This is a genomic window from Aequorivita todarodis, assembly GCF_028561335.1.
GTDB classification, from domain to species: Bacteria; Bacteroidota; Bacteroidia; order Flavobacteriales; family Flavobacteriaceae; genus Aequorivita; species Aequorivita todarodis.
This window is the reverse complement of sequence record NZ_JAQQTG010000037.1, coordinates 1-22,627: the sequence shown is the minus strand read 5'-3', so window position 1 is coordinate 22,627 and position 22,627 is coordinate 1. Positions and strand designations below refer to the sequence as shown.

Annotated in this window: 24 protein-coding genes; 14 read left to right on the top strand and 10 right to left on the bottom strand. The window is 29.8% G+C overall.

Going from position 1 to position 22,627, the window contains the following annotated elements:
• Positions 1-213 precede the first annotated feature (213 nt).
• The 7 genes from POV26_RS10855 to POV26_RS10825 all read right to left on the bottom strand — a co-directional run bounded on the left by POV26_RS10855 (position 214) and on the right by POV26_RS10825 (position 4,574).
• Complete coding sequence (locus tag POV26_RS10855) at positions 214-804, bottom strand: hypothetical protein (RefSeq protein ID WP_272856495.1); 591 nt, start codon at positions 802-804, stop codon at positions 214-216.
• A gap of 198 nt (positions 805-1,002) precedes the next feature.
• Positions 1,003-1,209 (bottom strand): GDCCVxC domain-containing (seleno)protein, encoded by a 207-nt coding sequence (locus tag POV26_RS10850; RefSeq protein WP_272856494.1) that lies wholly within the window; start codon positions 1,207-1,209, stop codon positions 1,003-1,005.
• Position 1,210: 1 nt separating this feature from the next.
• Complete coding sequence (merTP, locus tag POV26_RS10845) at positions 1,211-1,810, bottom strand: mercuric transport protein MerTP (protein WP_272856493.1); 600 nt, start codon at positions 1,808-1,810, stop codon at positions 1,211-1,213.
• Entirely contained in the window at positions 1,807-2,181 is a 375-nt protein-coding gene (locus tag POV26_RS10840) for an ArsR/SmtB family transcription factor (protein ID WP_272856492.1), read from the bottom strand. The genes merTP and POV26_RS10840 overlap by 4 nt, the downstream gene beginning before the upstream one ends.
• A 250-nt stretch (positions 2,182-2,431) precedes the next feature.
• Positions 2,432-3,217: a DUF4339 domain-containing protein gene (locus tag POV26_RS10835; protein ID WP_272856491.1), complete on the bottom strand. Its 786-nt coding sequence runs from the start codon at positions 3,215-3,217 to the stop codon at positions 2,432-2,434.
• A 20-nt stretch (positions 3,218-3,237) separates the two neighbouring features.
• On the bottom strand, positions 3,238-4,134 hold the full coding sequence (locus POV26_RS10830) for a hypothetical protein (RefSeq protein WP_272856490.1): 897 nt from the start codon (positions 4,132-4,134) through the stop codon (positions 3,238-3,240).
• Positions 4,119-4,574: a GYF domain-containing protein gene (locus POV26_RS10825; RefSeq protein WP_272856489.1), complete on the bottom strand. Its 456-nt coding sequence runs from the start codon at positions 4,572-4,574 to the stop codon at positions 4,119-4,121. Before POV26_RS10825 ends, POV26_RS10830 begins: the two co-directional genes overlap by 16 nt.
• A gap of 330 nt (positions 4,575-4,904) precedes the next feature.
• Here POV26_RS10825 and POV26_RS10820 point away from each other — a divergent pair, with 330 nt between their 5' ends.
• From POV26_RS10820 to POV26_RS10780, 9 genes are all read left to right on the top strand, one after another.
• Positions 4,905-6,122, top strand: a complete 1,218-nt coding sequence (locus tag POV26_RS10820; protein ID WP_272856488.1) for a site-specific integrase — start codon at positions 4,905-4,907, stop codon at positions 6,120-6,122.
• A gap of 3 nt (positions 6,123-6,125) precedes the next feature.
• Positions 6,126-7,430 (top strand): hypothetical protein, encoded by a 1,305-nt coding sequence (locus POV26_RS10815; RefSeq protein WP_272856487.1) that lies wholly within the window; start codon positions 6,126-6,128, stop codon positions 7,428-7,430.
• A 91-nt stretch (positions 7,431-7,521) separates the two neighbouring features.
• Positions 7,522-7,815 (top strand): helix-turn-helix domain-containing protein, encoded by a 294-nt coding sequence (locus tag POV26_RS10810; protein WP_272856486.1) that lies wholly within the window; start codon positions 7,522-7,524, stop codon positions 7,813-7,815.
• 18 nt (positions 7,816-7,833) lie between these two features.
• On the top strand, positions 7,834-10,122 hold the full coding sequence (locus POV26_RS10805) for a DUF3987 domain-containing protein (RefSeq protein ID WP_272856485.1): 2,289 nt from the start codon (positions 7,834-7,836) through the stop codon (positions 10,120-10,122).
• 126 nt (positions 10,123-10,248) lie between these two features.
• Entirely contained in the window at positions 10,249-10,440 is a 192-nt protein-coding gene (locus POV26_RS10800) for a helix-turn-helix domain-containing protein (protein ID WP_272856484.1), read from the top strand.
• An 82-nt stretch (positions 10,441-10,522) separates the two neighbouring features.
• The gene (locus POV26_RS10795; protein WP_272856483.1) at positions 10,523-12,373 is read left to right on the top strand and encodes a Dam family site-specific DNA-(adenine-N6)-methyltransferase; all 1,851 of its coding nucleotides are present in this window, start codon (positions 10,523-10,525) and stop codon (positions 12,371-12,373) included.
• A gap of 3 nt (positions 12,374-12,376) precedes the next feature.
• A complete protein-coding gene (locus tag POV26_RS10790) occupies positions 12,377-14,125 on the top strand; it encodes an McrB family protein (RefSeq protein WP_272856482.1) in 1,749 nt (582 codons plus the stop codon).
• A 17-nt stretch (positions 14,126-14,142) separates the two neighbouring features.
• Entirely contained in the window at positions 14,143-15,411 is a 1,269-nt protein-coding gene (locus POV26_RS10785; RefSeq protein ID WP_272856481.1) for a hypothetical protein, read from the top strand.
• Positions 15,412-15,424: 13 nt separating this feature from the next.
• The gene (locus tag POV26_RS10780; RefSeq protein WP_272856480.1) at positions 15,425-16,330 is read left to right on the top strand and encodes a DUF5655 domain-containing protein; all 906 of its coding nucleotides are present in this window, start codon (positions 15,425-15,427) and stop codon (positions 16,328-16,330) included.
• A 519-nt stretch (positions 16,331-16,849) separates the two neighbouring features.
• Here the strand turns inward: POV26_RS10780 and POV26_RS10775 are convergent.
• Positions 16,850-17,917 (bottom strand): helix-turn-helix domain-containing protein, encoded by a 1,068-nt coding sequence (locus tag POV26_RS10775; protein WP_272856479.1) that lies wholly within the window; start codon positions 17,915-17,917, stop codon positions 16,850-16,852.
• A gap of 58 nt (positions 17,918-17,975) precedes the next feature.
• The gene (locus POV26_RS10770) at positions 17,976-18,599 is read right to left on the bottom strand and encodes a hypothetical protein (RefSeq protein ID WP_272856478.1); all 624 of its coding nucleotides are present in this window, start codon (positions 18,597-18,599) and stop codon (positions 17,976-17,978) included.
• Between the two features lie 437 nt (positions 18,600-19,036).
• On the opposite strand from POV26_RS10770, the gene POV26_RS10765 reads away from it, so the two are divergent.
• From POV26_RS10765 to POV26_RS10745, 5 genes are all read left to right on the top strand, one after another.
• On the top strand, positions 19,037-19,204 hold the full coding sequence (locus tag POV26_RS10765; protein WP_272856477.1) for a hypothetical protein: 168 nt from the start codon (positions 19,037-19,039) through the stop codon (positions 19,202-19,204).
• A 281-nt stretch (positions 19,205-19,485) separates the two neighbouring features.
• Complete coding sequence (locus POV26_RS10760; RefSeq protein WP_272856476.1) at positions 19,486-19,926, top strand: DUF6943 family protein; 441 nt, start codon at positions 19,486-19,488, stop codon at positions 19,924-19,926.
• Positions 19,927-20,063: 137 nt separating this feature from the next.
• Positions 20,064-20,705 (top strand): DUF6266 family protein, encoded by a 642-nt coding sequence (locus POV26_RS10755; RefSeq protein WP_272856475.1) that lies wholly within the window; start codon positions 20,064-20,066, stop codon positions 20,703-20,705.
• Between the two features lie 139 nt (positions 20,706-20,844).
• The gene (locus POV26_RS10750) at positions 20,845-21,357 is read left to right on the top strand and encodes a Panacea domain-containing protein (RefSeq protein ID WP_272856474.1); all 513 of its coding nucleotides are present in this window, start codon (positions 20,845-20,847) and stop codon (positions 21,355-21,357) included.
• On the top strand, positions 21,350-21,874 hold the full coding sequence (locus POV26_RS10745) for a hypothetical protein (RefSeq protein WP_272856473.1): 525 nt from the start codon (positions 21,350-21,352) through the stop codon (positions 21,872-21,874). The genes POV26_RS10750 and POV26_RS10745 overlap by 8 nt, the downstream gene beginning before the upstream one ends.
• 121 nt (positions 21,875-21,995) lie before the next feature.
• Here POV26_RS10745 and POV26_RS10740 read toward each other — a convergent pair whose 3' ends face one another.
• Positions 21,996-22,463 carry a DinB family protein gene (locus POV26_RS10740; protein ID WP_272856472.1) on the bottom strand — a complete coding sequence of 156 codons (468 nt, stop codon included), beginning with the start codon at positions 22,461-22,463 and terminating at the stop codon, positions 21,996-21,998.
• Between the last annotated feature and the right edge of the window lie 164 nt (positions 22,464-22,627).

Sequence of the window (22,627 nt, the reverse complement as noted above, 5' to 3'; positions counted from 1 at the left end):
GGTAAAATACCGCCAGTAAAATATGCGGAATTTAATTCTCTTGGGGCTAGCCCCAAGAGAATTAAAAATAATAAGTTTGTAGAAATATTAGAAGAATGAACAGTTCTAATTAGGGGAAGCTTACAACTTGTGATACAAAATGATGATTTCTTGGTATGCTCATTCGATTCTTTACTAATGTTACTCAATAGTTTTATATATGTTGTAACGTCTTTATTCGGTTGCTTTCACAACTTTGGTTTTGTCAGCATTAATATAAAATTCTCTTTCAAATTCCTGTTTTGTATTATTCAGCATTGGATTATTTACAGAATACGAAGCCTTATATTTCGTGTACAACACTTTGTCGCCTTGATTTTCGTAATCCGTAATTGCAATTATTACTGGTTCTAGAAAAGTTCCCTTGCAGTCAGTTTGATAAAGTTCAATGTTTTTTTCATTTCGCTCAATTTCGGATTTTGCTTCGTCAATGTATTTTTGATATAATTCAACGATACTCGTATTGTTTGGATTTGTTTCGGATAAATCTTTTGTGTATTTCTCTAATCTTTCCTTGTTTGAGTCAATTGATTCTTGAAACTGACTAATCTTATTATTCTTTTTTTCCTCAAAATATGATTTTAATATTGCTAAACTGTCTTTAGCTGTAATGTCATTTAATTTTTCAAGATTTTTCATTTTGAAGTTAGCATCTATTTTGCTATCACCAAAAGTCTGAACGTAATCAGAGATTAATTTTTCTTCTTTTGATTGTCCGCAAGAAGCTAAAGTCAGAGCTGTTAGGATGATTAAGATTTTTTTCATAATTGTTTAGTTTAATTTAATAGTTCGGATTTTTTTTTTAAATGTTGCACAACGTTTAGTATATGAAAAGTAGGCGATTTTGAAGCACTAAACTTTCAGTTAAGCACGAACTTTGATACGAGCTATAACCCTTGATTTTACTACTATCTCGCCTATTTTTTATATACATTGTTAGCGGTTCGGGCTTTTTTTCTTCGGTCAGCAACATTTCTTGTCTTGTTGAATTGGCGGACATTTCTCGCTCCCATAACTGCAATAAACACAGCAGTCTCCTTGTTGTGGTTTCAATACAGTTTTGCAGTTTTCGCACTCGTAAAAGTATTGGCAAGCATCTGTCGGCATTGTTTCTTCTTTTTTGTGTCCGCAGTTAGGGCAGGTGATTGTTGATTGCAAAGTTATTTCCATTTTATTTTTCCTTTTTGTCTGTTACTGAATATCCTGTTCCGTTAATTGCTGTTTCGATTTCAGCTATATTCGTTTTTGAGTTGTCAAATTCTACAATTGCGTTTCCACTCTCGTATGAAGCAGTTGATTTGATTATTCCTGAAAGTTTGTTCACTTCGTGGTTTACGTGTTCTTCGCATCCTGCACAAGTCATTCCGCTGATTGTAAACTCAACGGTCTGTACATTTGATTTGTCAACTACTATTACTTGTTTTTCTGTCTTGGGGTAGAAAATATGTGCATAATAGGGAAATGCAAGCATTACAATTGCAAATGCTGTTACAATTCCTAAAAACTTTTTACTCTGAATGAATTTTGGCTTTTCATCAGTTTCACAATCACAGTCTATTTCCTTTTTCGGTTTTAGTTTTTGATACCAAGCAAAGCCAAGTACCAAAATTGTCAGACCGATAAAATATGGGCGGAAAGGTTCAAGCCACGAAAAAGACGAAGCAAGTCCGCTTGTTCCTGCAATGAGTGCCAAAACTGGCGTAATACAGCATAGAGAAGCAGCGAATGCCGTTAAAAGTCCTGCTCCGATTAGTTTATTGTCCTTTTTCATATTGTCTCCAAAATTTTGTTTTCGTCAAGTATTATGAAAAACGGTTCAAGTAAGTTTTTGTACTCGTTTGTCAGCGAGTAGAAAATGGTCTGTGCTTGCCTTTCTGTTTCAATGAGTTTTCGGTCTTTGAGTTTTCGCAGGTGTTGAGAAACTGCCGAAATAGTCATTCCAAGAATGTCACTTAGGTCGCAAACGCAAAGTTGTTTCTCTTCGTAAAGCAGGAACAGGATTTTCAGTCTTACGTTGTTGCCCGCCAATTCAAGTCCGTTCGATAAATAGTAAAACGAACCGTTCAGTTCTGAAACTCGGTCTTTGCAACGGTTGATTTGCTTAATGTCCGCCTGTTGTCTAATACAAGAAATGTTGTCCATAGCACAAAGGTAGTCAATTTGTTTATTTAAGCAAATACTAAAATACAAAATGTCAAAAAGAACCCGAATGGTTTCTCGGGTCGTTTTTTTGCCTGACCGCTAACGTTTTTGTGTATGAGCCGTTGCGTGTCTCGGCACGAACCATTAAAGGTGCAAAACTGCGCTGGAAAATTCCCAATAATTTTCCAGATGAGCGATGACCAAGCAATGGCTTATACACGGTGTTGGCGGTAGTTATTCTATCCCATTTTTATTGTTTTTCCGCAATCTCTTCAAAAAGTGCGTGAGAACTTTCTATAAAATCATCCATATCCTTTTTTTCATAATCCGCTATGGCTGGATACATTAATTTTCCCTCATTAATAGTTTTTTCATCTAAATCATCTACGTTTAAGATATCGTGTGCCAATTCGTGATACATTAAAAAATATCGCATTGGTTTATTAAAACTTTTCCAAGTCGAAGGATTTATATAAATTTCAATTCTATCATCATCATTAATTCCGTAAGATAAACCGTGAATATGAGTAGTATTGTGCAACTGGTCTAACTTTGCAAATCTTATAATAGTTGTTTTCGGCTTTTTAGGGAAAATGCCATAAACGCCAACATCTCTATAAAATTTATCTACATACATTTGAAAGTCTTCGTCGGATTCATAACTACTTGTAGATATGCTTTCGTACAAATGATTGTCTGTTTGATTTTTAAATGATTTATATATAAGTAAAATGATAATTAAAGCGACTAATCCAATTATTATCCACTTTATATTTGTGTCGTTTTTCTTTTTTGGAACTTCTATTTGGGAAGTTATATTTTGGGTTTTTTGAGTACCAAAAATTTCCTTATTAACTTGATGTTTTCTTGTTGTTAATTCAGGCGGAAGGGAACTAAAGATTTCTTTTAATTCAATAATATCAGATAATTTAGTCCATTCTTCTAAACCATAATACCAAATTCTTGAATCTCTATTTAGATTTTTGTCTTTTAATTCTTTTATAGTGAAAGGACCTAATTTTTTGTCTCCATCCAAATAAAAATATTTTGTCATAATTAATTGTATTGTTCAGGGAAAACCACGGAATTAGTTATAGATGTATAAAGATATTCCAATACTTTAAATTCTGCATTGTCCATCCCTCCACCTTGTAACATAATAATCTTATCTTCATAAAAAATAAACCAAAATTTCATAATCATTCCAAATTCGTGCCCTAATCTTTCAGCTTTTCCCTTTACTGTAAATTCTAGGGTTGGATAAGTGTCAACAGTTATAACATTTTGATTTAGAATTTGAGGATTCTTTAAAAATGAACTAGCTCCATTAATAAGTTCGTCATTAAATTCTGGGTCTGATAACATTTCTTTAGCTTCCTTTCTTGAAAGAAAGGTCATATAATCTTTAATTAATATCATATATGAATTATTACCGTTAACAAATTTCTTAACTATATTTGGTCTATCTGCTTCAGATATTTCCCAACCAATTGGAACTTTTAATTTTAAATTTACACCTTTTGCTTTTTGATGGTCTTTTATGCTAATATAATCGCCTAACTTAAAGTTGTACGTAGAAAACTCATTTGAATTGATACTCACCTTCTTTGCAATTTTATTATTCTTAAAATAATAAAAGTCAACATTTACATTTTGCAAAAAAAAGGTTTTCGCTGTTCCGATAGTTTTAAAATTGGCAATCAAGTCTTCTTTTGCATTTTCTGGGGCTTCCCAATTTTCAGGTACATCATATTGATATACCAAAGTTCGACCTACTGCAATGCAACCTCTTGCTGTAATTCCATTGCCAACATCGGTTCCTTTTACTTTTTGATTAATTGATACTGCTAATTCTTTAATGTCACTTTCAGATATGGCTTGACTGTATAAAGTGTTTGTAATTAACAACAACTGAAATAAAACTATTAAAGATGTTTTTATAAACTTTTCCATATTGCAAGACTAAAAATTCCAATAACTGCCATAACCCATCCTAATGTTTTTGTTTCTTTTTTATAATTGCCAAAGGCATAATTGAAACCTATCGCAATACCAAGAAAGCCACCTAAAAAGGAAAAAATAAATCCTGCGATAATCCAACCTTGACTCGCTTTTTTTAGTCCTAGTGTTTCAACTTTTTTAAATGTCTGATTTTTTTCTTCAAATTGGATTTCAGGTTTTTCAATTAATTCTGAATCTTGTTTTATTTCAGAAAATGATGGTGGATTCAATTCTAATATTGGTATCATTTCATTTAAATCGCCAGCTTTTGTCCAGTCATCCAAACCTTCATACCAAATGAGGGTTTCCTTTTTTATATTTTCATTCTTTAATTCCTCAAACGTATATGGTCCGTTTTTTTGGTTGTCATTTGAGTAAAAGTATTTCTTCATATTTTGTTTTTTTAATTACCGCCAACGGTCTCGTATAACCGTCAGTTACGGGATTAAAGTTAATGTTTTTCGGTTTGGCACTGACGTTAGCAATTCCGAGTGGATTCGGACGTAGTCGAATCCGCCGTAATTGCGGTTATACATTGTTATATAGTATTATCACTCATTTTTGCTAAATTGCTTTTAAACCCTTTATATATAAGGGTTTGTTGTTTTTAGGTAATGCAAAATAGTGCAATAAAATGCTACTAAAAGTTAGGTTTGTTGTACCTATTGTTGTACCTTCGTATTGCGTTGCACCCATTTGCACCGCTTATTAATCAGGGTTTTATGTCTTCAATTAAAGTAGTATTAAGAAAAAACAAGATAGATAAAGCTGGACTTGCACCTCTTTATTTACGTGTAATCAAAAACAGAAAAACTAAATTCATTTCATTAAGTGTAAAATTACAGCCTAATGAATGGGATGAAGATAAGCAAAAAGTAAAGAAGAATCATAAATCTTCAACAAGGTTAAACGCATACATTTCAAGAAAGATAGCAGATGCAGAAGGTGAAATTGCAGACCTTGAAAGAAGAAATCAATCTACATCCGCAAGAAGAATAAAAGATGCCATTAAGGGTAAACCCTTAATTAACTTTTTTGAGTTTGCATATGATAGATGCGAAAAGCTAAAAGATACCGTTACGCTATCTACTTACAGAAGCTATAAAAACAACATAGAAAAATTTGAAAGGTTTGTTGGGCATCGTGAAATAATGTTTGATGATATTACAGCTACAACCTTAAAAGATTATGCATCACATTGCAGTTCTAAATTAGGCAACAATAACACTACTATAAATTATGCGTTTAGAATCCTAAACTTAATGTTTAGAGAAGCTAAAAAAGAAGATTTAATATCCAATGAGCTTGTACCATTTACCAAGTTTAAAGTGAAGAAAAACAAGACTACAAAGCGTTATTTAAACGAAGAACAATTTGAAGCCTTTATGAATTTAGAAGTACCACAACAGCACAAAGCACAGGTTATTAAAGATATGTTTATCTTTTCTGTTTTTTCTGGAGGGTTACGTTTTGGCGATGTTATCGAATTACAATGGAAGCATTACGATAGCAAAAATCACAGAATTACAAAGACGATAAGAAAAACGAAAAGACAGCATAGTATTAGAATAGGTCAAAAAGCGGTAGATATTTTAGAGAAATACAGAACCCAAGACCAAAAGCAAAACGATATAATTTTTCCTTTTGCTAAAGTTGATGAGTTATATTTTAAAGATAGAGAACACAGGAGTTTAATAACCAATAGAGCAATTTCATTGAGTAATATGTATTTGAGCAGAATGGGAGAAGAATTAGAATTACCTTTTAATTTATCCTTTCATATTAGCCGACATACATTTGCTACAAGGGCATTAAACAATGGTATGCGTATAGAACACGTTTCTAAACTTATGGACCATTCAGATATTGGTATAACTCAAGTATATGCAAAAATTATCAGTAGTGAGTTAGATAACGCGGTAGATAAATACATCAATTAGAGTATGAAAGTTAAAGAACTAATAGATTCTATTTTAAAAAATGAAATGTCATTTTTTGAAATTGTTCAATACATAGAAACAAATTCAACAGACAGCTCAAGAGATCTACTGTTAAATGAAATTCATTCAGCTTTTAAAATGAAGTCTTTAGATTTTATGTTTGAAGTAAAAGACGAGGATATAAAAGATGCTATTAATCAATTTGGGCATAATTTGGAATATTTGTATTTGAGTGATGAGGATAAACTTAAAGTCCAACATTTCATTAAAGAGATAGACAATAAGCTAACTATATTCAATGTAGGTGGATTTTCTAAAGTAGCAGACCCAAAAAAGTTAAAAGTTATCTACTTAAATAATTTAATGATTGAGTATCACGATGGCTTTTTTCAGCACGAAATAAAAGGCTTTGAAAATTTAAGTCATTTTAAATCAATATGTGAATCTCTAAAAGAACATTTCGAAAAACCAAAAGAGAAAATAAAGGTTCAACCTATTCAAATTGACTACGCCAACTACCAAAATGATGAACCTAAAGACATTTTTATTGTAGAAGAATTAGAAAAACGTTTAGCAATAGAAGCAGTAGAATACAAACGTAAACTTGATGATGAATGGGAAAAATACACTTTTGACCCTATGTATTTTGATAACTTCATTTCTGGCGACTTATACAATGAGTTTTTAAAATCCTTATATGAAAGAATCAAGCCATTAAACGACTTTGAAATTAATAAATACCTCACATTATCAGTAAATCAATTTAAAACCCATACACCAGAAAAAAGAGCAGAAGCATTTAAACGACTATATCACGATACCTATTGGTTTCCAAATTATATGGAATACAAAGAAGAAACTTATTTATCTAAATACGCATTGCACGTTTGGAAACATTATGCAAATCATTTTGAAGTATTTAAGGAAGCTACAATAAATGCCTTAAATGATTTTAAAAGCGGTATCACATCTACAACTAAAACTACAGTAAAAGAATTAAAAAAAGATTTTTCTACCCTTATACCACAAACTAACAAACAAGATTATATTTTACAGTTACTTGAAGATTTAAGTATAACGCTAAATGGCACTAGTATTTTAACACCAAGAAAAAAAGGTGCTTTAAGGGGTGTGATTGAAGCATTAAGAGAAAAAATGATAATTCCGAATATTGGTTTATCAACCTTATGCAATGTTTTTGCCGATAAAATAAATTTAGAATTGAAGTCAGAATTGGATGCATCTACAACATCAGAGAAGTACAAAAAGGAAGCATTACAGTACATTAAAAACAATCCAATACATTAAAATACACCTGTTATAAGGGTATTATAAGGGTGACCCTATAGCTACCTATGTTAAGGGCAATATTGCGGTATAATTTTAAAAATATATCGTAATGGAAGCAATCATTTTAAGCACCCAACAGTACAAAGATTTAGTTAATCGTTTAGACGAGCTAAACAAACAATTAGAGGAAAAACAAAAGAAGCCTCAAGACACTTTTTTAGACAATCAAGAATTTCTTCAGCTAATGAATATTAGCAAACGCACCGCCCAAACTTGGAGGGATGAAGGCGTTATTTCATTTTCACAAATAGGTTCTAAAATCTATTATCGTATGAGTGACGTGCAAAAGTTATTAGACAATAATTATCGTAAAGCATTCACAACGAAAAGAAATAATTACTAATCCTCAAATCTTAAAGTTATGCAAGTTGCCGTATCAGTCTTTAACGACTTCATTTATAAGGTTGTGGATAAGCCTTTAGAAAAAATCCTTGACGATATTAAATCAGGTGCTTATAAAGCCAAAATAAGCGATATAAGAAACCTACTATCCAATGACAATAAAAAGGAAGCAGACCAATTAAAAAAGCAATTACAAGCCTTTACAGTATCAGGAACTTTTAGCAATGGTAGAAGTATTGATAAAATTGATGCTTACAGCCAATATGTAATTTTGGATATTGATAAACTTTCAGAATCTCAATTAAAAGAGGTTAAACAAATCACACGTTTAGCACCTTACACCTATGCGTCATTTATTAGTCCTAGTGGTAAAGGCTTAAAAATTATTGTAAAAGTTAGTTCTACTAAAGAGCATCACAAAGAAGCCTACAACCAAGTTGTGGCCTATTATGAACAAGCATTAAATATAGATATAGATACCTCTGGAAGTGATATTTGTCGCTTATGTTTTATGTCTTATGATGCGGATTGTTTTATCAATTTAAAGGCAGATATTTTCGAAGTCAATATAAAATTAGAAGAAGAGAAACTAATTCCAATAAAGCAGAATAATTCAATAAGCAATGATATTGAAGCCTATATATCTGAAATAGAAAAAACAGCAACCGATATTACAGGTAATTATGAAACGTGGAGAAATTTAGGTTTTGCAATTTCAGAAGAATATGGAGAAGCAGGAAGAGATTACTATCACAGAATTAGCAGGTTTTATATTAACTACAATTATCAAGAATGCGATAAACAATACACTAATTGTTTAAAAGCGAAAGGTACGGGAATCAATATTTCAACGTTTTATTATATGGCTCACCAAAATAATATCAAACCATATAAAGAACCTATTGAAGAAGAAGTATTAATACCAGATGAAGAAACCAATTCAGAAGATTATTCAGATAGTCCAACATTCTCAACTTCCTTAATTCCTCAACTTCCGCAATTCCTTCAACAAGTAGTTAAATATACTAAAACAGACCAGGAAAAGGATATAATGATATTAGGTGCTATAACAGCTATTAGTGCTTGTTTGCCTAAAATATACGGTATCTATGATGGCGATAAAGTATATTCTAATTTGTATTTATTTGTAACAGCGGCAGCAGCTTCAGGAAAAGGTAAATTAAAATTTTGTAAAAGATTGGTTTATAAAATTCACAAAACAATGCGTGAAGAAGCTAAACTAATGGAAGCGGAATATGATGCAGAATTAGCGCAATACAACAAGAACAAAGCGAAAGATGAAAACTTAAAGAAACCTCAAAAACCACCTATTAGAATGTTGTTTATTCCTGCAAATAATAGTTCAACAGGTATGTTTCAATTATTGTATGATAGTAAAGGCAGAGGGCTAATTTTTGAAACCGAAGCAGATACATTAGCTAAAAACTTTAAAACAGATTATGGCGATTATTCCGATGGTTTTAGAAATGCATTTCATCACGAAACAATAAAATATTTTCGTAGAACAGATAGAGAATATGTAGAGATTGAAGAGCCTTGTTTGTCTTGTGCATTAACAGGAACACCAAAACAAGTTTTGGCATTAATGCCAAATGCTGAAAATGGTTTATTCAGTCGCTTTATGTTTTATCAAATGCCTACAAGTACCACTTGGAAAAACGTTTTTGCTATTAACACTAAAAAAGGCTTAAATGAGTATTACGATCAATTGGGTAATGAATTTTATGAGTTATACAGACAACTAATCACAAATACTGAAATTCAGTTTTCATATACAGAAGAACAGCAAGAAGTATTTAATCAATTTTTTTCAAAAATTAATTTATACTATCTAAATGTAAATCCTTTAGAATATAATTCTTCAATTAAAAGAATGGGTATAATAGCGTTTAGAATCAGTATGATTTTAACTGTTTTAAGGATATTAGAAACAGGCGATGTTTCAAATCCTTTGTACTGTTCTGATGAAGATTTTCAATCTACATTAACTATCGTAAAAGCCTTAATAAAACACAGTAGTAAAGTGTATTCTAGTTTACCGGTTGATAAAACAGCTATAAATTACAAGAACAAAAAAGAACAATTTATTGATAGTTTACCATTACGTTTTTCTACACAAGATTATATCAGCTACGCTTCTAAATTAGATATTACGCAAAAAACAGCAGAACGATATATCACTAATCTTTGCAAAACCAACTTTTTATTAAGAGAATCACAGGGTAATTACTACAACCCTTCAAAAGAAAAATGTGAGGAAAATAAGGGAAGTGAGGGCACAATGTGATTAGTTTCCTTAATTCCCTCACATTCCTCAAGTATCTATATTAAATATATTATTTAATAATATAACGTAATACATTATATTATTATCAAGCAAAACATATATATTTACTGTTTTAAATTTTACTTTATGAACCGTATTAAGCAAGTTTTAGAAGAAAAAGGCATAAAGCAAGTATGGTTAGCAGATAAGCTAGGTAAGAGTTTCAATACCGTTAACGGTTATGTTCAAAATAGAAATCAACCCAGTTTAGAAGTGTTATATGAAATAGCAGAAATTTTAAATGTTAACCCTAAAGAATTATTAGAGGATGCTATTTAATCGAATATATGGTTGTGTATGGTTAAGTATACAAAGTAAATATGATTATCATTTTATTAGTAATTGTTATTAATGTTTTTTAATGAGATATATAGGTAATAAATCAAAGTTATTAGATTTTATCGAAGGTGTTATTGATAAATACAAAATTAAAGGTAATAGTTTTGTGGATTTATTTTCAGGAACATCAAGTGTTGGGGATTTCTTTAAAGACAAATACAAAATTATATCTAACGATTTTATGTATTATTCCTATGTCTTCAGTAAAGCTAAATTATTAAATGATTCTATTCCTAAATTTAAAAGTTTTAACAAGAAATATTCCAAGGATGTTTTTGAATGGTTAAATGAAAAAGAATTTAAGCCTAACAAACATTTTTTTGTATATAACAATTACACCCCAAAAGGTGAGAGAATGTTTTTTACGGAAGCCAATGGGTTGAAAATTGACGGTATTAGAATATCAATTGAAGATTTATATTGTGATAGGACTATAAATGAAAATGAGTATTACTTTTTATTAGCTTCTTTGCTAGAGTCAGTTACTAAAGTTTCAAATACCTCTGGTACATATGAAGCTTTTTTTAAATTTTGGGATACAAGAGCTGAAAAAGAATTTTGCATAAAACCATTAGAATTTTTACATAAAAAATATGATTCTGAAAATCTAATTTATAATCAAGACAGTAATGAGCTTTTAAGAAAAATAGATGGTGATATACTTTATATAGACCCACCTTATTCAGTTACTCAATACGCGTCTGCCTATCATATATTAGAAACAATTGCTAGATATGATTTTCCTTACATAAAGGGAGTAGGTGGGAAAAGGGATAAAGGAAAATGCGTGTCCTTATATAGTCGTAAACACCAAGCTTATGAACAATTTGAAGATCTATTTCGTCAAGCTAATTTTGAGCATATTTTAATAAGTTATAGTAATCAAAGTATTATTTCTCTTGATGAACTTGTTGATTTAGCAAAACGGTTTTCTGTAAAAAGTGAAGTTTATGTTGAAGATTTGAGTTATAGAGAATATCAAAATCATCGTTCAAGTAATAAACGAAATGGGAAGAAACTTAAAGAAGTGATCATTTATTTCAAAAAAGATACTAATGTTATTAAATCACCACTTAACTATTCTGGTAGTAAAGATAAACTTGTGCCTCAAATAATTAAGGAACTTCCCAAACACATAGATACTTTTGTTGATGTAATGGGTGGTGCATTTAACGTTGGTGTCAATATTGTTGCTACAAATAAAGTTATTTATAACGAAATCAATAGTTGGGTGTTTGATTTAGTTAACTGGTTGTTGAAAAATAATAAGAAGCCAATCATTAAAGACATAGAAAATACTATATCATTTTTTAAACTCGAAAAGGGAGCTAAAGAGGAATACTTGAGATTAAGGGATGAGTATAATGATATGGATTCCAAAACTTTATATTTGTATGTGCTTCATATGTATTCATTCCAAAATATGATAAGGTTTAATAATTCCAAAAAATTTAATACCCCAATAGGCGTTGCTGGATATAGTGATGATATAAAAAATAGAATACTTAATTTCAAAGCTAAATCAAAGGTTATTTTAACTAACAAATGTTATACTATTTTTGATTGGGAAAGCTTTCCTCAAGATACTGTGTTTTATTTTGACCCACCTTATTTTATTACAAGTGCGTCTTATAATGATGGGAAACGAGGCTTAAAAGGATGGGATGGTGATTCAGAAGTTGAAATGTTAAGTAATTTAACCAAATTAGATAGTTTGGGTTACAAATTTATTCTTTCAAATGTGTTGCATCATAGAAATAAAACAAACCATTTATTAATTGAATGGATTCAAGAACATAATTTTAAAGTAATAGATGTAGGCACAACAGGTTGGCGTTATGCTAAAAACGAAGTTTTAATTAAAAATTTTTAATTTATGAGTAATCGAATTGTATTTTCAGATAAACTTAAAGACATTTTGCTCGCGCAAGATTCATTGAATTTAATAGCTGATAAAGGTATTGAAAACTTTGAAACGTTTTTAGAAAAATTAAAAAACAGTATTAATTCTTACAATCCCAAATTAGATATTTCTTCTGTGAATTTTTTAGATATAAAACTTGATACATATTCTGGTTTAATTCAAAATGAAAAAGAAAATACATTAGGGTACTTTTTTTTAATACCACCTAAATTAGGTACTCGTAGTGGCTTTTTGTCTCAACAAGTCTTGGGTTACATATCCAACATAATCAAAATAATAGAAACTTCCCCTACTTATGAGGTTTCAAACCTTCCTGTATATATATTAAATAGTGATGTGGAAGAAATAATATTGTCTAAAGCTATCAATATTGTCGGAGCAAAACTTTTGGGTTTTCATTTCATTGATTTATATAATAGAGATGAAAAAGATATATTACAAAAGAAAGCAAATAAGCATACCTTTAATAGTTTAAAAGATTTTGATGAATTACTTAAACTTAATGGTGATAACGAATATTTTGATTTAGATAATGCTAACGCTAAAATTATTTTTAAAACAGAAAGATTAAAAAACCTTGAAGAACCCTTAACCAATGAGCCATATTATTTTGGTATAAAGGCATTACCTGCTTTGCGTTTAGCTTCTAATGAATTTTTTGACATAGATTTAAGTGCCTTCGATGAGTGGTATCCAACAGGTACAAATAAAAATATTAAAAGTTTCTATGAGTATGCTACAAAATTGAAATCTATCAAATATAGTTTTAAACAGAAGATTTTTTATGGCGCACCTGGTACAGGTAAAAGCTATTTAGTGGATAAGATTATTGATGAAAAAGGTGTTAGTGATAATGATATTTTTAGGGTAACGTTTCACCCAGAATATACATACTCTGATTTTATTGGGCAATTATTACCAACAGTAGAAGAAAATAACGGAGAAAAAAATATAAGTTACAAATTCAATAAAGGTGTATTTACAGAAGCTATTGAAAGAGCTTATTCAGACACATCTAACGAAGTATATCTTATTTTAGAAGAAATGTCAAGAGGTGACGTTGCTGCTATATTTGGAGATGTATTTCAATTACTAGATAGACATAAAATTGGTAGTAAATTTGGTTATAGTAGATATTTTGTCAATAACGATGTTATTGCTATGGATATAACTTATTTTCCAGATAATAAAATAAAACTACCCCCTAATCTTATAATTATGGGAACAGTTAATACAAGTGACCAAAATGTCTTTGTTATGGATACAGCTTTTAAAAGAAGGTTTGAATGGGAATATGTTAGTGTTAAACCTGTAAAAAATAATGCTACTGGAGTATTTTTGAATAATGTTTCCATTGCTTACTATGATTCAAAAGATGATAAACAAGAAACTGAATGGGTTGACTTCTATATGAAGCTAAACAATTTTATTTCAAGTAAGGAATATCTTGATTTAGGTGAAGATAAACAAATTGGTCAGTTTTTTATAGAATTCCCTGTAGATGCTACTGATAGTGTTATTTCAAACATTATAAAAAATAAACTTTTACAGTATTTATGGAGTGATATTCACAAGGCATCATTTAAAAGGGATATAAGTTTATTTGCTGAAGATATTTCAAGTTTTAGTGATTTATATGATAGGTTTTCTAGCGATAAAAATGTCTTCAGTGAAGTCTTTATTCAATTATTAAATAGTTAATAGTTTAGCTTAAAATAATGGCAAAAATTGTAATTGGTCAAGATGGTAACTCTGTAAACAAAAATTATAAAAAATATTTTGAGTTAATTCAAGGGTTAGATACTAGGTTTAAACAAAAAAAAATAGATTTAGAAGTCTATGATTTTGTTGGTTTAGTGTGTAAGCAAGACCAAACATTAGTAGTTTTTCCGAAGCATTTTTATTCTCAAGAAACATTAAAGGAATTATTAAATGATGACACTTATATTTTAAACGATATTGTATTATTGTTCGATGTTATTCAAAAGTATTTATTAAATCAAAATCCCAAAGCTCTTAAATATGCTGGTAAAAAATTAGAATTTGAATCAGAATATCCCTTTGCTTCTTTTTTTTCGATTTATAGTTATTTTCAACAATTTGGTATTTATACAGAAAGAGTAACTAGAACAAAAATAGGGTACAGAGGTAAAATATCTTGGAAAGATACTATTCGTAAATCTGCAAAAATATATAATGGTCAAGGTTTATTACATTTCCCATACTATGTCAAAGAAAATAAATCTAAACAAGTTTTTATTAGCGATTGTATGGCTTTTGCAATTGACTATACTATAGAAAGATTTTCATTTTTATTTAACTTACCTAAAACAAACCATAAACAATTATCGTTTGATTTTTTTGAAAACAATGAATATGTAGTTAAGCATCTTCAATCTATGAAAAATGAAGTTTTTAAGGATGTGAATAGAAAATTGATTTTTGATTTAATAGAATTTTATTCAGACTTAAAAGAACATAGGCAAGGTGGAGATATACATATAAAGATTAAGTATTTCAATTTGGTTTGGGAGGATATGGTTGGTCATTACCTTAATAATCATTTTATAAGTATTGATAATGAAAATAAAATGATTTTCGATATTAATAACTTTAACTCAAAAACAACTTTTTCAAAAAAAAGTTTTAATGTTGATAAATCTGATAATAGATTTACAATAGAACCAGACCATTATTTTATAGATGATGAAAGACAGTATATTTTTGATGCTAAATATTTTGACAGTTTAGCAAGTTTAAATTATAAACAATATTCATATCACGAAATGTTAAAAAGCAAAATTGAGGACAATAAAACAGTTAGTGCTTTAATGTTGCCAAGTGAAAATGATAACTCTACTGAAGTTCATTTCATTTTATCTGATGAATATACTCAAGAAAACACTAGCAGTACTACAATAATTTCGCAACGTTTAAGAACTAAAGATGTAATGATCACTTATTTAAAATCACGTTTAAAAATCTAAATTAAAATTAATTATGATTCTTTATAATTTACAAAAAAACAACTGTTTAAAAACGTTGGAGGAAAAACCTTTTAAATTAGAAAGAGTTATTCAAAATCTATTTGAATTTAATTTAGAGACTATAATGGGTTTACAAATAGTTAAATCTGAATTTACAATTAAAAATAAGCGTATCGACACATTAGCATACGATAAACAGTCGAAAGCATTTATAATTATTGAATATAAAAGAAATAAAAATATAAGTGTAGTAGATCAAGGTTTTACTTATTTAAGTTTAATGCTTGAAAACAAGGCAGATTTTATTGTAGAGTATAATGAAACATTAAAATCCTCACTAAAGCGTACTGATGTAGACTGGAGTCAAACAAGAGTTATATTCGTATCAACAGGTTTTACAGAAAATCAAAAAACAGCTACAAACTTTAAAGATATTGCTATAGAATTATGGGAAGTAAAACGTTATGAAAACAGTTTAATTAGTATTAATCAAATAAAGAAAAGTAAATCAGCGGAAAGTATTAAACCTATTACATCTAGTAATACTGCATTAGAGGCTGTTACAAGAGAAATTAAAGTATATACAGAAGAAGACCATACCAATAATAAATCAGATGATATAATCGAATTGTATGAGACTTTTAGAGATGCAATAGTAAATCTAGCTGATGATATAGAGATAGTTCCAAAATTGGACTATATAGCATTTAAAAAGAACTCTAATATAGCTGATGTATGTATTCAACGTAAAGGTTTGAAATTATGGATAAATTTAAAAAAAGGTCTTTTAGATGATCCTAAAAATTTAATGCGTGACGTTTCAAATATTGGTCACTGGGGTAATGGTGATTATGAATTAGTTATAAAAAATACAGATGATTTAGAATACATAATGAGTCTAATAAAACAAGCTATTTAAATAATAATTTCCCCACAAAATAAAACCCAGTTTTTTCGTGCCTCAAAATCCTCTGTCTTTTATTTTGTTCCGCTCGCCAACGCGCTTGTAGTTTTTGGTTGCCAACCCTCACACAGCACATTACTTGTTTTATTTAAGCGTTTATATTTTAATAAATCGGTACAATAAAAAAGTAAAGAGCTGTTGCCAACGCTCACACCAAAAACCACCCAAAGCTATGTTTACATAATACAAGTTATAGTAGCAAACGGCACTTTTCAAAGGTTTGCTATCGCAGTGTTAATGCATTTTGTAGCTATAACTGGTATTATGTAAAATATCCGCTATTCCAACGCGCAATTCCGTACATTAAACCACATTTTGAACTACCATTAAACATCTGTACATTTTAAGGTTTCGGTTAATTGAAAATAATATTAGTTATCTCATTCAAGCTGCACAAAACCATCGTTAAGTCCAAGTATTCCTTACCTCAAGTCTTTGTTTGTTTCATTTCGTTAACCAATAGTTATTATTAAACTATGGTAATACTCTTAATCTAGTTTGATGTTTATTTGTTTCACAGTATCTTTTAATTATATCAATAGGCAGAGTGAACCCAGTAGCTAATTCAAAATCAGAATAAGCCAAATCTGTTTTGTGCATTGAATATCCTTTTCTGTACAATTCAGGTGTGTCTATATATATATCAAAAGGTTCTTTCTTCTTCCAACCTTTTCTGCTAAACTCTATGTTTAAGTATGTGTATGTTTCTTTTGTTATACAGTCGAGGTCTTTTGCTCTTCTTATTATTGATGCCATAGAGGTAAGCCAATATCTTTTGTACTCTGCTAAATCTGATAACCTTAAATCATAAAGTGAGTTTTTTATAGCTGCTTTGGGCATTAAAAATTCAGAAGCAAAAGTATTAGCCTCATTTTCTAATTCTTTTTTCCTATGTTTTGGTATTGCAGGATTGTTTATTGAGTGCATCAATAAATGTCCAAGCTCGTGTGCAAGAGTAAATCTTTTTCGGTCATTGCTGAAATTTTTATTCAATACGATTACCGGATAACCATTATCTGTTTCAAAGGATACACCATCAAATTTTTCAAAAGCATCAAGTTCTACTATAATAATTCCATTAACCTCTAAAAGATTACAAATATCTTTTACAGGTTCGTTAGGTTTTAGTCCTAAAAATTTTCTAGTATAATTCGCTATATATTCAGGTGTATAGCCATCTTCTATATCTAAAGTTTTAAAAGCAAAATCAGGCCACATTAACGAATCAGCCATTTCGTCTATTATATAGCCTATTAATTTGTAACTATGCTCAATATCTGTTCTGTCTTTTTTTGTTATGGTAGTTCTTTTTCTATAATGAGCAGTATTTGATTCATTAGATATGTTTTTGCTTAAAAATTCAAATGGAAAGTCTAAAAAGGAAACTATTTTTAATAGTAATTCATCTGATAATGTGCTTAATCCTTTTTCAAACTTTGATAAGTTTGGTTGTGACAATCCATCAATCATAGAAGATAAATCTGTTTGTGAATATCCTCTGTATTCTCTCGCAAATGTTAACTGTTTGTGATTGATTTTCATATCTTTATTTTATAGGTTCTTTTAATAAATAATCGGTCGTACTCGATAGGGTTAATAATTAGCCAATTTTTTTGTTGCCTTTTTTCCCTTCTCTTATTAAAGGGGTAGCGGCTTTTTGTGGTTTCGTAGTCATATCTATTGTATTATCAATATTAATATCATCAACAGTTACAACCCACTTCACTCGTTCTTCATCTACATAAACTAATTTAGGTTCAGAAATAATTCCTATACTATTCTTTTTATACCCAAAGAATAAAATAGGTTCTTCAACAAAATTAGTATCATTAAACAAAGGTAGTGAGAGCTGATTGGAAATGGCTTCCACTGATTTTGTTTTAATATTCATTGGCTTATCATATTTATCTAATTTTTTAAATAATATAATATAGCCATTCGTTCGCAGTGTAAATCTTTTGTATTTTCCAAATTTCCAATGATTTGGAAAATACTTCTGTATACATTGTATCATTTTTGAGTTCAACAATGATGCTTCATAACCTCTCGCTCTCGCTTCTGGAGGTGTTTTAATGATTTCACTTTCGTAAAGTTCATACGCTTCCTTAAATGCTTTAAACATTAAAGGAAGTTCGCTTTTTAAATCGAATTTTGCACCCTTTATCGTTGCAATGCGTCTTTTATTTTGACGTAAATTCAAATTATTTTTGTACATTTGTACCATAGAAAAAAAATATTTATTATCGGTACGACCGAAAATTTAGTATCTCTGTTGGCGCAGAGATATTTTTTATTCTACAAATATATAAAAATTAAATTAAATTGTATTTTTAATTATATAATTTATAAACAAAGTTGTAAACTATACTTTTTGTTTTTTGTTTCTCATAAAATCCACTTTTCCCCACCACCCAAGTCAGCGGTAATAAAAAAATAGGTTTGTAAAGTGTAGTATTACACCATAGCACATTACTTTTTATCGTACCTCAAAAAAGCAATAAGCTATTGTCTAAAAGTCCTGTATAAGTAGCTTGTTTAAATGCTGTTTTATCAAACAACTATTTAAAACGCTACCCATACAAACGCTTCATCCAACGCTCAATACGGTATTAAAACCTATTTTTTTAAGTGTTAATTCCCCAGAAAAGTTATATTTATAGTATGAAACAAATGATTGAAGATTTATTTGATTTATTCTTTCCTCACGATTTAGATGATAACGGTAATAAAATCGAAAATCCTGAAGGCGATGATTCTTTTGGTACTAAACTTTTCACAATCATTATGCTTGTTATAATAGTAATATTGGCAGGTATAACATTAAATTAATAAAAGATAGCAAATATATGTGGCTTCCTACAGCCAACGCTTTAAGGCTATAAAGCTCAAGCCTACGGTTTTTTAAAAAACTTTTTATTACTACTACAAAACAACTTTTGGCTTTAATTAATGCAATTTCTTTTTCAATAAAATTTTTCAAAAACTTTTTTAAAAAAAGCTTGACAGCCTTATCCACGCCACAAAGCGGATGGCTTTCTTTTTTTAATTTTTTTCTTTTTCATTTTCAAAAAAATTATGTGTGAGCGTAGCGAACTTTTAATTGGATAGCTATGTCTTATTTTGAAATGAAAACCCACCAAATCGGAAGAACTTACTCAAACCCTCATTTTTTTATCTTAAACAAAGGGCTTAACAGCGGAAAACCGCTCTCAAATCCTTGTCCTAACTGTTTTGTAGTAATCACAAAAACCGAAGCAGATAAAAACACGCTTTTTCATTTGTCTATGATGTTGCAAATTGGCGGTTTTTACGCTTATTATTTAAAAGGTAGTGTTATTCCGTTTATTTCTGTAGATGATTGCAGAAATACGCTTAAAAATGGCGTCAAATCCTCTCATAACTTCAACGACCAGATGCAAAAACACATAAAAGCGGTTGAGGTTATCCATAAAAAGGAAAAAGAGCTACAAAATGTCATTAATAAAATGGCAGTTTTAAAGGTTGCATACATTCGTAATTGTTTCAAACTAATGCAAAGTAAAGAAGCCTAATGCAAAGGCATCTATCAAGCCTAAAACAGTAACAAAATGGCATAATTCTCGTTATATTAGTAACGAAAACAAGGTTTAAAAGCAATGTTAAGTCCGTACCAAGTCCGAACGAATATTAATTTTAAATTGTTATAAAAATGGGAAAAATTCCACAGGGTATTCTAGGAAGCTTATCGGGTAAGGTAGGTAGTATTATTGGCGGTAGTTGGAAAGGTATTGACTACATCAGAATTAAGCCAGCTAGCGTGGCGAATCCACGAACAGAAGGACAGGTAAATCAGCGTAATAAATTTACTATTACATTGGAGTATCTTCAAGCGACAAGCGATTTTATTAAAGTTGGATATAAGGCTTTTGCTGTTAAGAAAACAGAATTTAATGCTGCAATGTCTTATGTATTAAATAATGCAGTAGGAGGTATCGCACCTAACTTTACAATCGATTATTCTTTAGCTTTATTAAGTAGAGGTTCTTTGTCAAGTGTTTTAAATGGTTCAACCGATTTAGCAACACCAGGACAAGTAACTTTTGATTGGGATGATAACTCGGCAGAAGGTAATGCAAATGCAACCGATAAAGCGATGGTATTAGTTTACAATCCAAGTAAAAAAGAATCCGTATCAATTCTTGATGGTGCTGATAGAACTGTAGGTTCTCAAGTGATTAATATACCAAATACCTATGCAGGAGACACAGTAGAGCTATTTATGGCGTTTGTTTCTGCTGATGGTACACAAGTATCGAATAGTGTGTATTTAGGCTCTGGTACGGCAGCTTAATAACTTTAAGTTTAAATACATATTGAAAACCGTTTCTATTAATTTAGAAGCGGTTTTTTTAAATATCATAAAAAGTCTTTTATCATAAGTATATGTTATAAGACTTGTTTTTTCTAACTTTGCAGTGACTTAAAACTAAATGAAAACCAAAGATTTAAAAACACTTGTAAAATTTATAATCCTTTATTGTCAAAATAAAGGGGTATCTATTAGTCCTTTAAAACTTCAAAAGCTTTTATATTATGTTCAGGTATGGCATATTATAAAGTTTGATAAATATACTTTTTTTGAAGAATTACCTGAAGCTTGGGTTAATGGTCCAGTTTACAGAACAGTTTACAACACTTTCAAAGATAAATTTTTCAGAAATGATAATTTTAAATATGGTTATGATGAAGAAAAATTATCAAAAGAACTTTCAAAACATTTAGATAAATTGGATTTAACACCTGATCAGCAAAAATTATTATTTGCTGTTTTGGATAGTTATGGTGTTATGTCAGATGAAAAATTAGTTTTTTTAACTCATAGAGAAGATCCTTGGAACGAAGCAAGGGAAGGTTTATCGCCTATTGCTCGTTCTACAAACAAAATTACTGTCGATAGTATATATAATTATTATACAAAACGCCTAAAGAAAAACGATGCTTAATATCCTTGATGAAATTCAAAATTTTATTGAAGATGAAGAGCGAGATTTAAAGTATAAATTAGGCGATAACTTCAGCTTGTCCTTTGATACTACCCCTTCAATTGCTTATGATTATTTAAATATTGATGAAGTTCCAGAATATTCATTTCATCATCCTGAATTTTTAAAATCAGAAAGCGAAGAATTTCCAAACAAATCAGATTATAATATATATTTTCATAAAATCAAAAATCTATGTACACGAAGTCTTGAAGACTCTTTATACAATCAGCCTTACACAGAACATTTAAAAACAATAAATCCAAACAAGAATTTATTAAATGTTGTAAAGAAAATTTTTAAAAAAGACCATATACCAGCGGAGCAATTACCACAGTTTGGAGAGTTTGGTTTGTACACAAATAAAGGCAATAATAGAGCACCAAGAGTATTCTTTTTTATAGGTAATTTAGGTATGATTTATATTCTTTTTTACGACCCATTTCATAAAATCTTTCCATCGAAAGAGCAGGTTTAAATTATATTCAATTTTGTTGAACCTATGTTGTACCCTTTTTAAATTAATCTTTGTAAACCCTTTATTTATAGGGTTTAATTAGATTAATTAATATAATACATTGTTGGCTGTAGTGTTTTTTTCAATCCCATATGTTTGGTCTATCAATTTTCATTGCTCTTAAATACGACAGAAATTGTCCTGCGTGAACTGATTCGTGATATCCAATCCGTAACAAATATTTTGCAAGGATTTTCTTGTCTCCATTTCCAGGGTGAACGATTTCGGTTTCGTTTAATTCCTTATCCGAAAAATGTTCAATACTTTCTATAAATGTTTTTCTATAAGGTTCGGCAAATTCAAGTTCATCAGTAAGGCTAATAAATGCTCGGTTTTCCCAAGGTGTTTTATAATTTGTCATATCACCTTGATTAATAATAAGATTCCATCCATAATCAGCCTCCAAAACGTGTCTTATCATTTCTGACGCACTCATTGCTTTTTCGTCAGGTTTCCAATTATAATATTTCTCAGGTAGTCCATTCCAAAGTTTTATACTTCTTCTTCTTATTTCTGTAAAATTTAAAATTATAAGTTCAGATTGGGTCATTTTCTTTGTTTTCGGGAATGTCGTTTTACATTACAGCCAACGTTCCGTGTATAAAACGTAGCGTTTAAAAATACAATAATTTTCGGATTGGCACTTAGCCAAATCTTTGATTTGGAACCATATTGCCAATATTACGGCCAGATCAAAGATTTGGCGGACTTGGC

Coding starts and splice junctions, on each gene's coding strand:
- POV26_RS10855 (WP_272856495.1), bottom strand. CDS start 804: ATGAAAAAAATCTTAATCATCCTAACAGCTCTGACTTTAGCTTCTTGC.
- POV26_RS10850 (WP_272856494.1), bottom strand. CDS start 1,209: ATGGAAATAACTTTGCAATCAACAATCACCTGCCCTAACTGCGGACAC.
- merTP (WP_272856493.1), bottom strand. CDS start 1,810: ATGAAAAAGGACAATAAACTAATCGGAGCAGGACTTTTAACGGCATTC.
- POV26_RS10840 (WP_272856492.1), bottom strand. CDS start 2,181: ATGGACAACATTTCTTGTATTAGACAACAGGCGGACATTAAGCAAATC.
- POV26_RS10830 (WP_272856490.1), bottom strand. CDS start 4,134: ATGGAAAAGTTTATAAAAACATCTTTAATAGTTTTATTTCAGTTGTTG.
- POV26_RS10825 (WP_272856489.1), bottom strand. CDS start 4,574: ATGAAGAAATACTTTTACTCAAATGACAACCAAAAAAACGGACCATAT.
- POV26_RS10820 (WP_272856488.1), top strand. CDS start 4,905: ATGTCTTCAATTAAAGTAGTATTAAGAAAAAACAAGATAGATAAAGCT.
- POV26_RS10815 (WP_272856487.1), top strand. CDS start 6,126: ATGAAAGTTAAAGAACTAATAGATTCTATTTTAAAAAATGAAATGTCA.
- POV26_RS10810 (WP_272856486.1), top strand. CDS start 7,522: ATGGAAGCAATCATTTTAAGCACCCAACAGTACAAAGATTTAGTTAAT.
- POV26_RS10805 (WP_272856485.1), top strand. CDS start 7,834: ATGCAAGTTGCCGTATCAGTCTTTAACGACTTCATTTATAAGGTTGTG.
- POV26_RS10800 (WP_272856484.1), top strand. CDS start 10,249: ATGAACCGTATTAAGCAAGTTTTAGAAGAAAAAGGCATAAAGCAAGTA.
- POV26_RS10795 (WP_272856483.1), top strand. CDS start 10,523: ATGAGATATATAGGTAATAAATCAAAGTTATTAGATTTTATCGAAGGT.
- POV26_RS10790 (WP_272856482.1), top strand. CDS start 12,377: ATGAGTAATCGAATTGTATTTTCAGATAAACTTAAAGACATTTTGCTC.
- POV26_RS10785 (WP_272856481.1), top strand. CDS start 14,143: ATGGCAAAAATTGTAATTGGTCAAGATGGTAACTCTGTAAACAAAAAT.
- POV26_RS10780 (WP_272856480.1), top strand. CDS start 15,425: ATGATTCTTTATAATTTACAAAAAAACAACTGTTTAAAAACGTTGGAG.
- POV26_RS10775 (WP_272856479.1), bottom strand. CDS start 17,917: ATGAAAATCAATCACAAACAGTTAACATTTGCGAGAGAATACAGAGGA.
- POV26_RS10770 (WP_272856478.1), bottom strand. CDS start 18,599: ATGGTACAAATGTACAAAAATAATTTGAATTTACGTCAAAATAAAAGA.
- POV26_RS10765 (WP_272856477.1), top strand. CDS start 19,037: ATGAAACAAATGATTGAAGATTTATTTGATTTATTCTTTCCTCACGAT.
- POV26_RS10760 (WP_272856476.1), top strand. CDS start 19,486: ATGTCTTATTTTGAAATGAAAACCCACCAAATCGGAAGAACTTACTCA.
- POV26_RS10755 (WP_272856475.1), top strand. CDS start 20,064: ATGGGAAAAATTCCACAGGGTATTCTAGGAAGCTTATCGGGTAAGGTA.
- POV26_RS10750 (WP_272856474.1), top strand. CDS start 20,845: ATGAAAACCAAAGATTTAAAAACACTTGTAAAATTTATAATCCTTTAT.
- POV26_RS10745 (WP_272856473.1), top strand. CDS start 21,350: ATGCTTAATATCCTTGATGAAATTCAAAATTTTATTGAAGATGAAGAG.
- POV26_RS10740 (WP_272856472.1), bottom strand. CDS start 22,463: ATGACCCAATCTGAACTTATAATTTTAAATTTTACAGAAATAAGAAGA.